Origin of the sequence: Streptomyces sp. UH6 (assembly GCF_013421635.1) — a bacterium.
Classification (GTDB): Bacteria; Actinomycetota; Actinomycetes; order Streptomycetales; family Streptomycetaceae; genus Streptomyces; species Streptomyces abyssomicinicus.
Window position 1 is genome coordinate 1 of the sequence record NZ_JACADT010000084.1, and the last position, 11,449, is coordinate 11,449.

At 70.9% G+C, this 11,449-nt stretch carries 15 protein-coding genes; 9 read left to right on the forward strand and 6 right to left on the reverse strand.

Translation table 11 applies throughout. The features are described from left to right. The 4 genes from HW445_RS07835 to HW445_RS07850 form a co-directional block, all read right to left on the reverse strand. The coding region (locus HW445_RS07835) for a heme A synthase (protein WP_180220306.1) at positions 1-746 on the reverse strand (746 nt) is incomplete at its 3' end. A 55-nt stretch (positions 747-801) separates the two neighbouring features. Further along, positions 802-1,572: an ABC transporter permease gene (locus tag HW445_RS07840; protein ID WP_180220297.1), complete on the reverse strand. Its 771-nt coding sequence runs from the start codon at positions 1,570-1,572 to the stop codon at positions 802-804. Further along, complete coding sequence (locus HW445_RS07845) at positions 1,569-2,492, reverse strand: ABC transporter ATP-binding protein (protein WP_180220298.1); 924 nt, start codon at positions 2,490-2,492, stop codon at positions 1,569-1,571. The genes HW445_RS07840 and HW445_RS07845 overlap by 4 nt, the downstream gene beginning before the upstream one ends. 11 nt (positions 2,493-2,503) lie before the next feature. Further along, the gene (locus HW445_RS07850; protein ID WP_180220299.1) at positions 2,504-2,722 is read right to left on the reverse strand and encodes a hypothetical protein; all 219 of its coding nucleotides are present in this window, start codon (positions 2,720-2,722) and stop codon (positions 2,504-2,506) included. Positions 2,723-3,030: 308 nt separating this feature from the next. Between HW445_RS07850 and HW445_RS07855 the strand changes: the two genes are divergently transcribed. The 8 genes from HW445_RS07855 (at position 3,031) to HW445_RS07890 (ending at position 9,605) form a co-directional block, all read left to right on the forward strand. After that, complete coding sequence (locus HW445_RS07855) at positions 3,031-3,786, forward strand: ArsR family transcriptional regulator (protein WP_180220300.1); 756 nt, start codon at positions 3,031-3,033, stop codon at positions 3,784-3,786. Continuing rightward, entirely contained in the window at positions 3,783-5,204 is a 1,422-nt protein-coding gene (gene sufB, locus HW445_RS07860; RefSeq protein WP_108953976.1) for a Fe-S cluster assembly protein SufB, read from the forward strand. The genes HW445_RS07855 and sufB overlap by 4 nt, the downstream gene beginning before the upstream one ends. A 63-nt stretch (positions 5,205-5,267) precedes the next feature. After that, a complete protein-coding gene (gene sufD / locus HW445_RS07865; protein WP_180220301.1) occupies positions 5,268-6,452 on the forward strand; it encodes a Fe-S cluster assembly protein SufD in 1,185 nt (394 codons plus the stop codon). After that, positions 6,449-6,766, forward strand: coding sequence for a bifunctional 3-phenylpropionate/cinnamic acid dioxygenase ferredoxin subunit (locus HW445_RS07870; protein WP_180220302.1), 318 nt, complete (start codon positions 6,449-6,451; stop codon positions 6,764-6,766). Before sufD ends, HW445_RS07870 begins: the two co-directional genes overlap by 4 nt. Positions 6,767-6,773: 7 nt before the next feature. Beyond that, on the forward strand, positions 6,774-7,538 hold the full coding sequence (sufC, locus tag HW445_RS07875) for a Fe-S cluster assembly ATPase SufC (protein WP_151775650.1): 765 nt from the start codon (positions 6,774-6,776) through the stop codon (positions 7,536-7,538). Continuing rightward, complete coding sequence (locus tag HW445_RS07880; RefSeq protein WP_180220303.1) at positions 7,535-8,794, forward strand: cysteine desulfurase; 1,260 nt, start codon at positions 7,535-7,537, stop codon at positions 8,792-8,794. The genes sufC and HW445_RS07880 overlap by 4 nt, the downstream gene beginning before the upstream one ends. Positions 8,795-8,811: 17 nt before the next feature. Continuing rightward, positions 8,812-9,276, forward strand: a complete 465-nt coding sequence (gene sufU, locus HW445_RS07885) for a Fe-S cluster assembly sulfur transfer protein SufU (protein ID WP_180220304.1) — start codon at positions 8,812-8,814, stop codon at positions 9,274-9,276. Further along, positions 9,273-9,605, forward strand: a complete 333-nt coding sequence (locus HW445_RS07890) for a metal-sulfur cluster assembly factor (protein ID WP_108953982.1) — start codon at positions 9,273-9,275, stop codon at positions 9,603-9,605. The genes sufU and HW445_RS07890 overlap by 4 nt, the downstream gene beginning before the upstream one ends. A 97-nt stretch (positions 9,606-9,702) precedes the next feature. Here the strand turns inward: HW445_RS07890 and HW445_RS07895 are convergent, their stop codons facing one another. Continuing rightward, positions 9,703-10,062: a DUF2200 domain-containing protein gene (locus HW445_RS07895; RefSeq protein ID WP_308798614.1), complete on the reverse strand. Its 360-nt coding sequence runs from the start codon at positions 10,060-10,062 to the stop codon at positions 9,703-9,705. Between the two features lie 80 nt (positions 10,063-10,142). After that, entirely contained in the window at positions 10,143-11,018 is an 876-nt protein-coding gene (locus tag HW445_RS07900) for a winged helix-turn-helix transcriptional regulator (RefSeq protein WP_180220305.1), read from the reverse strand. Between the two features lie 178 nt (positions 11,019-11,196). On the opposite strand from HW445_RS07900, the gene HW445_RS07905 reads away from it, so the two are divergent. Continuing rightward, a partial coding sequence (locus tag HW445_RS07905) for an MFS transporter (protein ID WP_374939618.1) occupies positions 11,197-11,449 on the forward strand: 253 nt, incomplete at its 3' end.

Consider the following 11,449-nt stretch of genomic DNA (forward strand, 5'->3'; position numbering starts at 1 on the left):
CACAGCGCCACCGCCAGCAGCACCGTGAGCCACGCCAGCAGCCCGTGCACCCGCGTGACGGACTCCCAGTCCACCGGCATCCGCGGCACGTCGCTGGAGTCGCCCGCGTGCGGACCCGCGCCGGTGACCACCGTGCCCACGGCGATCAGCAGCGCCGTCACCACGACCAGCGCCCAGGTCAGCCGCCGCAGCGACGGCGCGACCAGCGGCCGCGGAGCCGCGTCGCCCTCGCCGGCCCGGTGCCACATCACGACCGCGGCCGCGATCAGCGCCGAGGTGAGCATGAAGTGCGCGGCCACCGTGTACGGGTTGAGGCCGACCAGCACCACGATGCCGCCGAGCACCGCGTTGCCCATCACGATCCAGAACTGCAGCCACCCGATCCGCGTCAGCCCCCGGCGGTACGGCTTGACGGAGCGGGCCGCGATGATCGCCCAGCCCACCGCCGCGCACAGCACGTACGTCAGCAGCCGGTTGCCGAACTCGATGACGCCGTGCCAGCCCATCTCGCGCGTGGTGGCGAGAGAGTCCGCCGTGCACTTGGGCCAGGTCGGGCAGCCCAGACCGGAGCCGGTCAGGCGGACGGCACCGCCGGTGACCACGATGACCACCGACATGACCAGCGCGACGAGCGCCGCACGGCGGACCGTCCGGGGGTCGGGGGTCCAGCGGTCGGCGATGTAGGCAAGGGGATTGCGGACCGCCGCTGCGGCTCCGCCACGGATCTCGTTCGGCACGCCCACCATCGTAGGCCCGGGCTTGTGCACGGTTTCACGAGGGGGCGCCGTGCGGGATGTGATGTCACTCCCAGCGGAAGAAACGGCCCGCCGCCGCGAGCCCCGCGGCCGCCCACGCGGCCAGGATCCCGAGGTCGCCCCACGGCACGCCCGCGCCGTGCTGGAGCACGTCCCGCAGTCCGCCGGAGAGCGCCGAGATCGGCAGCAGCCCCAGCACGGACTGCGCCGCCTCCGGGAACTTGTCCAGCGGCACGACGACCCCGCCGCCGACCAGCAGCAGGAGGAAGACCAGGTTGGCCGCGGCCAGGGTGGCCTCCGCCTTGAGCGTGCCCGCCATCAGCAGGCCGAGGCCGGAGAAGGCGGCCGTGCCGAGGAGCAGCAGCAGGAGCACCGTCAGCGGGTCGCCCTGCGGGGACCAGCCCAGCGCGAAGGCGATCGCGGTGAGCAGCGCGATCTGCAGGACCTCGGTGACCAGCACCGAAAGCGTCTTGGCGGTCATCAGCCCCCAGCGCGGGAGCGGCGAGGCGGCCAGCCGCTTGAGCACGCCGTAGCGGCGCTCGAACCCGGTGGCGATGGCCTGGCCGGTGAAGGCCGTGGACATCACCGCCAGCGCCAGCACGCCGGGCGTCAGGAAGTCGACGGCCCGGCCCTCGCCGGTGTCGACGATGTCCACGGAGCTGAAGAGCACCAGCAGCAGCGTCGGGATGACCACGGTGAGCAGCAACTGCTCGCCGTTGCGCAGCAGCATCCGCGCCTCCAGCACGGCCTGCGCGGCGATCATGCGGCCCAGCGGCGCGGCGCCGGGCCTCGGGGAGTAGGTCCCGGTGGCGGTCATGCGCGCAGCTCCTTGCCGGTGAGCTCGAGGAAGACGTCCTCCAGGGTGTGCCGTTCCACGGCGATGCGGTCGGGCATCACGCCGTGCTGGGCGCACCAGGAGGTCACGGTGGCCAGCAACTGGGGGCCGACGTCGCCGGTGACCCGGTAGGAGCCGGGGACGGTCTCGGCGGCGGTGGAGCCGGCGGGCAGCGCCTTGAGCAGCGAGTCCACGTCCAGGCCGGCGCGGCCGGAGAACCGCAGGGTGTTCTCGGCGCCGCCCCGGCACAGCTGCTCGGGGGAGCCCTGGGCGATCACCGTGCCGCCGTCGACGACGGCGACGTCGTCGGCGAGCTGCTCCGCCTCGTCCATGTGGTGGGTGGTGAGGATGACCGACACGCCGTCCTCGCGCAGGTCGCGCACCAGGTCCCAGGTGGCGCGGCGGGCCTGCGGGTCGAGGCCGGCGGTGGGCTCGTCGAGGAAGACCAGCTCCGGGCGGCCGACGACCGCCATGGCCAGCGCGAGCCGCTGCTGCTGGCCGCCGGAGAGCCGGCGGTAGGAGGTGCGCCCGCACGAGCCGAGGCCGAGCCGCTCGATCAGCGCGTCGACGTCCAGCGGATGGGCGTGCAGCTTCGCGACGTGGCGGAGCATCTCCTCGGCGCGGGCGCCGGAGTAGACGCCGCCCGACTGGAGCATCACGCCGATCCGCGGGCGCAGCGCCACCGCCTCGCGGACCGGGTCGAGACCGAGGACGCGGACCGTGCCCGCGTCGGGACGGCGGTAGCCCTCACAGGTCTCGACGGTGGTGGTCTTGCCCGCCCCGTTCGGGCCCAGTACGGCGGTGATGCCCGCCCGGGCCACCAGGTCGAGGCCGTTCACCGCGGTCTTCGATCCGTACCGTTTCACCAGGGCCTGGATGTGGACCACGGGTTCGCTGTGCATGGGACACGAGTCTAGGTTCGCGCCGTGCCCGCCCGGCCCCCGGGTGGCACATCGGCGGCGGCCGGGTGCGGGCGGTGCTCCCGCAGCCGGCCCTCCGCGAAGGCGACCGCGTCGGCGGGCGGGAAGGGACGGGTCCGCGCCGCCCCGGAGCGGCCGTGCGGCACCGGGCCGGGGCGTTCCCGCTCGAACGCCTCCCCCAGCCGGTCGAAGTCGTCGGAGTCGAGCACCACGTCGTGACCGCCCCGCCGTTCACCCGTCCGAGTGGGCTGAGTAAGGAGTGGACCAGCAGCGTCCCGCCTGGTCGCACGCCCAGGGCACACAGGTCGGCGGTGAGCGAGCGGCGGGTCACGAGGGGGCCGGTGAGCGGGGTCGCGGGCATGCGGCGAAGGGTGACCGAGGGGGTTCGGGCCGCGCAGGCGGAATACCCGGTGGGCACCTTTCCGCAGGTCAGGTTAGGTGTACCTAAGTGATGAAGGGCACCGCCGGGCCGGAGGAGCGCGGGTTGTCCGCGCGCCGGTAATTACGCAACAATGGCGTTGTGAAAAACGTCGGCCAGGGAGACTGCGGTCCGGAAGAGAATGCGACCGGGGAGCGTTCCACACGCAACCGGGTCGCGCGCTCGATCCTGGACCACGGCCCTTCGACCGTCGCCGAACTCGCGGGGCGACTGAGGCTGACCCAGGCGGCCGTGCGCCGGCATCTGGACGCGCTGGCGGCCGACGACGTGGTCGAGGCCCGTGAGCGCCGGGTGTACGGCGCCCGCACGCGCGGGCGGCCCGCGAAGGTGTTCGTGCTGACCGACGGCGGCCGGGACGCCTTCGACCAGTCGTACGACCAGCTGGCCAAGGACGCGCTGCGCTGGATCGCGGACCAGGAGGGTGGTGAGCGGGCGGTGGCCGCCTTCGCCCGTGCCCGGCTGGCCGCGCAGGCCGGGCAGTACCGCAAGGCCCTGGAAGCCGTCCCGCCGGAGGACAAGGCGGAGGCGCTGGCCAGGGCGCTGTCCGCGGACGGGTACGCTGCCAGTGCGCGCAGCGCTCCCTCCCCGCAACTCGGCGAGCAGCTCTGCCAGCATCACTGCCCGGTCGCCCACGTCGCTGAGGAGTTCCCGCAGCTGTGCGAGGCGGAGACGGAGATCTTCTCCGAGCTGCTGGGCACCCACGTCCAGCGACTGGCGACGATCGCGCACGGTGACGGCGTCTGCACGACGTTCATCCCCAAGATTTCCAAGATCGACGGTCACGCAACCGGTGATCACTCATCAGCTACGAGCACGGCCGGGAGGAACCCCGCATGACTCTCCCCACGGAGACTGCCCACCCCGAACTCGAGGGTCTGGGTAAGTACGAGTACGGCTGGGCGGACCCCGACGCGGCCGGCGCCTCCGCCAAGCGCGGCCTGAACGAGGACGTCGTCCGGGACATCTCGGCGAAGAAGTCCGAGCCGGAGTGGATGACGAAGCTGCGCCTGAAGGGCCTGGGCCTCTTCGAGAAGAAGCCCATGCCGAACTGGGGCTCGGACCTCTCGGGGATCGACTTCGACAACATCAAGTACTTCGTGCGGTCCACCGAGAAGCAGGCGACGTCCTGGGAGGAACTGCCCGAGGACATCAAGAACACCTACGACCGGCTGGGCATCCCGGAGGCCGAGAAGCAGCGCCTGGTCGCCGGTGTCGCCGCCCAGTACGAGTCGGAGGTCGTCTACCACCAGATCCGCGAGGACCTGGAGGAGCAGGGCGTCATCTTCCTGGACACCGACACGGCCCTGAAGGAGCACCCGGAGCTCTTCAAGGAGTACTTCGGCACCGTCATCCCGGCCGGCGACAACAAGTTCGCCGCGCTGAACACGGCCGTGTGGTCCGGCGGCTCCTTCATCTACGTGCCGAAGGGCGTGCACGTCGAGATCCCGCTCCAGGCCTACTTCCGTATCAACACGGAGAACATGGGCCAGTTCGAGCGGACCCTGATCATCGTCGACGAGGGCGCCTACGTGCACTACGTCGAGGGCTGCACGGCGCCGATCTACCAGTCGGACTCCCTGCACTCCGCGGTCGTCGAGATCATCGTCAAGAAGAACGCCCGCTGCCGCTACACGACCATCCAGAACTGGTCGAACAACGTCTACAACCTGGTCACCAAGCGCGCCGTGGCGTACGAGGGCGCGACCATGGAGTGGATCGACGGCAACATCGGCTCCAAGGTGACGATGAAGTACCCGGCCGTCTACCTGATGGGCGAGCACGCCAAGGGCGAGACCCTGTCCATCGCCTTCGCGGGCGAGGGCCAGCACCAGGACGCCGGCGCGAAGATGGTCCACATGGCGCCGAACACGTCGTCCAACATCGTCTCCAAGTCGGTGGCGCGCGGCGGCGGCCGTACCTCCTACCGCGGTCTGATCGAGATCGGCGAGGGCGCCCCCGGCTCCAAGTCGAACGTGCTCTGCGACGCGCTGCTGGTCGACACCATCTCCCGCTCCGACACGTACCCCTACGTGGACGTGCGCGAGGACGACGTCTCCATGGGCCACGAGGCGACCGTCTCCAAGGTCTCCGAGGACCAGCTCTTCTACCTGATGAGCCGCGGTCTCTCCGAGTTCGAGGCGATGGCGATGATCGTGCGCGGCTTCGTCGAGCCGATCGCCAAGGAGCTGCCCATGGAGTACGCCCTCGAGCTCAACCGGCTGATCGAGCTCCAGATGGAGGGCGCGGTCGGCTGACGCCCGGCCCGCCGTCCCTCCCGTCAAGTCCCTGAAGCAACGAAAGCGAGCATGACGACAGCCATGGCTGACGCTCAGAATGCCCCGGTGGGCTCCACCACCGCCGGATCCATCGCGGTGGCCGCCGAGTCGACCGTCGCCACGCGCATGAGCGCGCCGCCCTCCTTCGACGTGGCGGACTTCCCGGTCCCGCACGGCCGTGAGGAGGAGTGGCGGTTCACCCCGCTGGCGCGCCTGCGCGGCCTGCACGACGGCACCGCGACCGCCGACGGTGACGGCGTGAAGGTCACCGTGGACGCCCCCGAGGGCGTCACCGTCGAGTCCGTCGGCCGCGAGGACGCCCGCCTCGGCCGGGCCGGCAAGCCCGTCGACCGGGTCGCCGCCCAGGCGTACTCGGCGTTCGAGCAGGCCACCGTGGTGACGGTGCCCAAGGAGACCGTGCTGAGCGAGCCGGTCCGCGTGTCCGTGGCCGGCCAGGGCGGCACCTGCTTCGCCCACACCGTGGTGGAGCTCGGCGCGTTCGCCGAGGCCGTCGTCGTGGTGGACCACAGCGGTGACGCCGTCTACGCGGGCAACGTCGAGTACGTGCTCGGCGACGGCGCCAAGCTGACCGTCGTCTCCGTGCAGGACTGGGACGAGAAGGCGGTGCACGCCGGCCAGCACAACGCGCTGGTCGGCCGCGACGCCACCTTCAGGTCCGTCGTCGTCACCTTCGGCGGCGACGTCGTCCGCCTGCACCCGCGGGTCGAGTACGCCGCCCCCGGCGGCGAGGCCGAGCTGTTCGGCCTGTACTTCACCGACCAGGGGCAGCACCAGGAGCACCGCCTCTTCGTCGACCACAACATCCCGCACTGCAAGTCCAACGTGGTCTACAAGGGCGCCCTCCAGGGCGAGCAGGCCCACGCGGTGTGGATCGGCGACGTGCTGATCGAGGCCGCCGCCGAGGGCACCGACACCTACGAGATGAACCGCAACCTGGTTCTGACCGACGGCGCCCGCGTCGACTCCGTGCCGAACCTCGAGATCGAGACCGGCGAGATCGTCGGCGCCGGCCACGCCAGCGCCACCGGCCGCTTCGACGACGAGCAGCTCTTCTACCTGATGGCCCGCGGCATCCCGGAGTACGAGGCCCGCCGCCTCGTCGTCCGCGGCTTCTTCGCCGAGCTGGTCCAGCAGATCGGCGTCGCCGACATCGAGGAGCGCCTGCTCGCCAAGATCGACGAGGAGCTGGAGGCGTCGGTCGCATGACCTTCGTACGCGCCTGCGCACTGAGCGAGCTGGAGGAGGACACCCCCCGGCGGGTGGAACTCGACGGCACGCCGGTCGCCGTCGTGCGCACCGAGGGCGAGGTGTTCGCGATCAACGACATCTGCTCGCACGCGAACGTCTCCCTCTCCGAGGGCGAGGTGGAGGACTGCCAGATCGAGTGCTGGCTGCACGGCTCCGCGTTCGACCTCCGCACCGGCAAGCCGTCCGGTCTTCCCGCGACGCGCCCCGTCCCCGTATACCCCGTAAAGATCGAAGGGGACGACGTGCTCGTCTCCCTCACCCAGGAGTCCTGAGGCACCCATGGCAACGCTTGAAATCCGAGACCTGCACGTCACCGTCGAGGCCGACAACGCCACGAAGGAGATCCTCAAGGGCGTCGACCTCACCGTGAAGCAGGGCGAGACGCACGCCATCATGGGCCCCAACGGCTCCGGCAAGTCGACTCTCGCCTACTCCCTGGCGGGTCACCCGAAGTACACGATCACCGGCGGCACGGTCACCCTCGACGGCGAGGACGTCATCGAGATGTCCGTCGACGAGCGCGCCCGCGCCGGCCTGTTCCTCGCCATGCAGTACCCGGTCGAGGTCCCCGGCGTCTCGGTGTCGAACTTCCTGCGCACCTCCGCCACCGCCATCCGCGGCGAGGCCCCCAAGCTGCGCACCTGGGTGAAGGAGGTCAAGGAGGCCATGGAGCGCCTCAACATGGACCCCGCCTTCGCCGAGCGCAACGTCAACGAGGGCTTCTCCGGCGGTGAGAAGAAGCGCCACGAGATCCTCCAGCTCGAGCTGCTCAAGCCGAAGGTCGCGATCCTCGACGAGACCGACTCCGGCCTCGACGTCGACGCCCTGCGCGTCGTCTCCGAGGGCGTCAACCGCGTCCGCGAGAGCGGCGAGGTCGGCACCCTGCTGATCACGCACTACACGCGCATCCTGCGCTACATCAAGCCCGACCACGTCCACGTCTTCGCGAACGGCCGCATCGTCGAGTCCGGCGGTCCCGAGCTGGCCGACAAGCTGGAGAACGAGGGCTACGAGGCGTACACGAAGGGCGGCGCTTCCGAGTGACTCACCTGCCGGGCCTCCTCGACGACCTTGAGGCGATCCGCAAGGACTTCCCCCTCCTGGACCGCGAGGTCCACGACGGCCGGAAGATCGTGTACCTGGACAACGCGGCGACGTCGCAGAAGCCGCGCCAGGTGCTCGACGCCCTCAGTGCCTACTACGAGCGCCACAACGCCAATGTCCACCGCGGGGTGCACGTGCTCGCCGAGGAGGCCACGGCACTGTACGAAGGCGCGCGCGACAAGGTGGCGGCGTTCGTCAACGCCCCCAGTCGCGACGAGGTGATCTTCACCAAGAACGCCTCCGAGTCGCTGAACCTCGTCGCCAACATGCTCGGCTGGGCCGACGAGCCCTACCGGGTGGACAGCGACACCGAGATCGTCATCACGGAGATGGAGCACCACTCCAACATCGTGCCGTGGCAGCTGCTCGCGCAGCGCACGGGCGCGAAGCTGAAGTGGTTCGGCCTCACCGACGACGGCCGCCTCGACCTGTCGAACATCGAGGAGGTCATCACCGAGAAGACGAAGATCGTCTCCTTCGTGCTGGTCTCCAACATCCTCGGCACGCACAACCCGGTCGAGGAGATCGTGCGGCGTGCCCAGGAGGTCGGCGCGCTGGTCTGCGTCGACGCCTCCCAGGCCGCCCCGCACATGCCGCTGGACGTGCAGGCGCTGGGCGCCGACTTCGTGGCCTTCACCGGTCACAAGATGTGCGCCCCCACCGGCATCGGCGTGCTCTGGGGCCGCCAGGAGCTCCTGGAGGACCTGCCCCCGTTCCTCGGCGGCGGCGAGATGATCGAGACGGTCTCGATGAGCTCGTCGACCTACGCCCCGGCGCCCCACAAGTTCGAGGCGGGCACCCCGCCGATCGCCCAGGCGGTCGGTCTCGGCGCGGCGATCGACTACCTGTCGGCCATCGGCATGGAGAAGATCCACGCGCACGAGAAGGCGATCACCGAGTACGCGGTCAAGCGCCTGATCGAGGTCCCCGACCTGCGGATCATCGGCCCGGCCACGGCCGAGGACCGCGGCGCGGCGATCTCCTTCACGCTCGGCGACATCCACCCGCACGACGTGGGCCAGGTCCTCGACGAGCAGGGCATCGCGGTCCGGGTCGGGCACCACTGCGCCCGGCCGGTCTGCCTGCGGTACGGAATTCCCGCGACCACGCGAGCGTCGTTCTATCTGTACTCCACGCCGGCCGAGGTCGACGCCCTGGTCGACGGCCTGGAGCACGTTCGGAACTTCTTCGGCTGAGAGGACGCGGCAAAGCCGTGAAGCTGGATTCGATGTACCAGGACGTCATCCTGGACCACTACAAGAACCCGCACGGGCGTGGTCTGCGTGACGGCGACGCCGAGGTGCACCACGTCAACCCCACCTGCGGTGACGAGATCACCCTGCGCGTGAAGTACGACGGCGACACGGTCACCGACGTGTCGTACGAGGGGCAGGGCTGCTCCATCAGCCAGGCCTCCGCGTCCGTGCTCAACGAGCTGCTCGTCGGCAAGGAGCTGGACGAGGCGCGCAGGATCCAGGAGACCTTCCTGGAGCTGATGCAGTCCAAGGGGAAGATCGAGCCGGACGACGCCATGGAGGAGGTGCTGGAGGACGCGGTCGCGTTCGCCGGCGTCTCCAAGTACCCGGCCCGGGTGAAGTGCGCCCTGCTGAGCTGGATGGCCTGGAAGGACGCGACCGCGCAGGCGCTGGGCGCCGAGGAGAAGGAGACGACCGCATGAGCGAGACGGTTGAGATGAAGCCCGCCTCCGAGGAAGAGGTCCGCGAGGCCCTGCTGGACGTCGTCGACCCCGAGCTGGGCATCGACGTCGTCAACCTGGGCCTGATCTACGGCGTGCACGTCGACGACGCGAACATCGCCACCGTGGACATGACGCTGACCTCGGCGGCCTGCCCGCTGACCGACGTCATCGAGGACCAGGCGAAGTCGGCCACCGACGGCCTGGTCAGCGAGCTGCGGATCAACTGGGTCTGGATGCCGCCGTGGGGCCCGGACAAGATCACCGACGACGGCCGCGAGCAGCTGCGGGCGCTGGGCTTCAACGTCTGACGTCCGCCGCGCCGCCCGCGGTGCGCAGTCGCGACGGCCCCTCTCCCCCATCCGTGCCGGGTGGGGGAGAGGGGCCGTCGTCGTGCTCGGGGAGGGGTCAGGCGGTGCTGCCGCGGAGGATCGACGTCATCTTCTTGCCCCGGGCCAGCTCGTCGACCAGCTTGTCCATCCAGCGGATCCGCCGCATCAGCGGGTCCTCGATCTCCTCGACGCGGTGGCCGCAGATCACACCGGTGATCAGCGAGGCGTTCGGGTTCATGGCGGGGGCCTCGTCGAAGAAGGTCTCCAGGTCCGTCCCGTCGGCGGCCGTCCGGTCCAGCCCGGCGTCGTCGTAGCCGGTGAGCCAGGTGATCACCTGGCGGACCTCCGCCTCGGTGCGGCCCTTGCGCTCCACCTTCGTCACGTACAGCGGATAGACCGAGGCGAAGGTCATGCGCCTGATGCGGTCGGCGGCCACGGTGTGCTCCCCACGTCGTCGGTCGCTCCCACTGTAGTGGCGCGGGGAGCATGCGCCCAGGTCCCGCCGGGTGTGCGCGCTCAGCCGCCGCGGACCACCCGGAGCGCCTCCGTCACGCTCGCCACCACGTCGGTGACCGGGTAGAGGACCCGGCGGACCGTGCGGTCCCGGTCGACCACCAGTGTCAGCCGCTTCAGGCGGCTCACCCCGCCGGCCCGGAAGGTGGGCAGGCGCAGCGCCGCGGTCAGGGCCAGGTCCGCGTCCGACAGCAGCGGGAAGCGCAGCCGCTCCGCGTCGGCGAACGCCCGCTGTTCGTCCGGGCGCTGGGTGGAGACGCCGTGCACGGTGGCGCCCGCCGCGGTGAACTCGGCGAGGCTGTCGCGGTAGGTGCACGACTCCAGCGTGCAGCCCGGCGCGCCCGGGATGCCGGCCCAGCCCGGGGGATAGGCGTCCTTGCGGGCGTAGGCGCCGGGGAAGCAGTAGAGGACCGTGAACGGGGTGTCGGGGGAGACCGGGTCGCGGGGCTCGCCGTCCAGGTCGGTCAGGGTCAGCGGGGGCACCCGGGTTCCGGTCAGGTCCAGCACGCGGGCCGCCTCCGCGGACCGGTCCGTCGCCGTGGCCATGGTCTCTCCCTCCCCCAGGAGCCAGGTGTCCCCCCAGTCCTGGAGCGCGATCAGCACGGGCAGCAGGGCGCGCCCGCGCGGCGTCAGCCGGTACTCGTGGCGGACCGGCCGTTCCTGGTACGGCTCCCGGGAGAGCACCCCGGAGTCCACGAGCAGTCTCAGCCGCTCGGCCAGCACCTTGCGGGACATGCCGAGCTCGCGCTGGAGCTCCTCGAAGCGGTGCAGGCCGCGCGCGGTGTCGCGCACGATCAGCAGCGTCCACCAGTCGCCGACCACGTCCAGGGACTGCGCGATGGCGCAGTGGGCGTCGTGGAGGCTGGTGCGCTGGGGCATGGCCGGACTCGCTTCGTCGGGGTGCGTCGCGGAGCACCGAGGAGGTGTTGACCCGAGGCCGCCATGCTGACATAGTCCGTTCCCAAAAGGAACTGACCTGCTGGGCGTCCCGTCGGGGGGCGGAGGTTCGAGGGCCGACGGCCGAAGTTCCGGGGGGCCGAGGGCGGGGGTGCGGGGGATGCGCGGGCTGCGGGAACTGCCGGGGGTGGTCTGGCTGCTGGCGGTGGGCGTCTTCGTCAACGCCTTCGTCAGCTTCGTCTTCGTCTTCGTCTTCCTGTACCTGACCGGTCCGCGCGGGATCGAGGCCGGGGCGGCCGGGCTGGTGATGGGGGCGGCGGGGCTCGGCCTGATGGCCGGCAACTTCACCGGGGGCTGGTTCGGCGACCGGTACGGGCACCGGCGGACGCTGCTGGCGGCGGCCGCCTGCGGGG

Coding starts and splice junctions, on each gene's coding strand:
- HW445_RS07840 (WP_180220297.1), bottom strand. CDS start 1,572: ATGACCGCCACCGGGACCTACTCCCCGAGGCCCGGCGCCGCGCCGCTG.
- HW445_RS07845 (WP_180220298.1), bottom strand. CDS start 2,492: ATGCACAGCGAACCCGTGGTCCACATCCAGGCCCTGGTGAAACGGTAC.
- sufB (WP_108953976.1), top strand. CDS start 3,783: ATGACTCTCCCCACGGAGACTGCCCACCCCGAACTCGAGGGTCTGGGT.
- sufD (WP_180220301.1), top strand. CDS start 5,268: ATGGCTGACGCTCAGAATGCCCCGGTGGGCTCCACCACCGCCGGATCC.
- HW445_RS07870 (WP_180220302.1), top strand. CDS start 6,449: ATGACCTTCGTACGCGCCTGCGCACTGAGCGAGCTGGAGGAGGACACC.
- sufC (WP_151775650.1), top strand. CDS start 6,774: ATGGCAACGCTTGAAATCCGAGACCTGCACGTCACCGTCGAGGCCGAC.
- HW445_RS07890 (WP_108953982.1), top strand. CDS start 9,273: ATGAGCGAGACGGTTGAGATGAAGCCCGCCTCCGAGGAAGAGGTCCGC.
- HW445_RS07900 (WP_180220305.1), bottom strand. CDS start 11,018: ATGCCCCAGCGCACCAGCCTCCACGACGCCCACTGCGCCATCGCGCAG.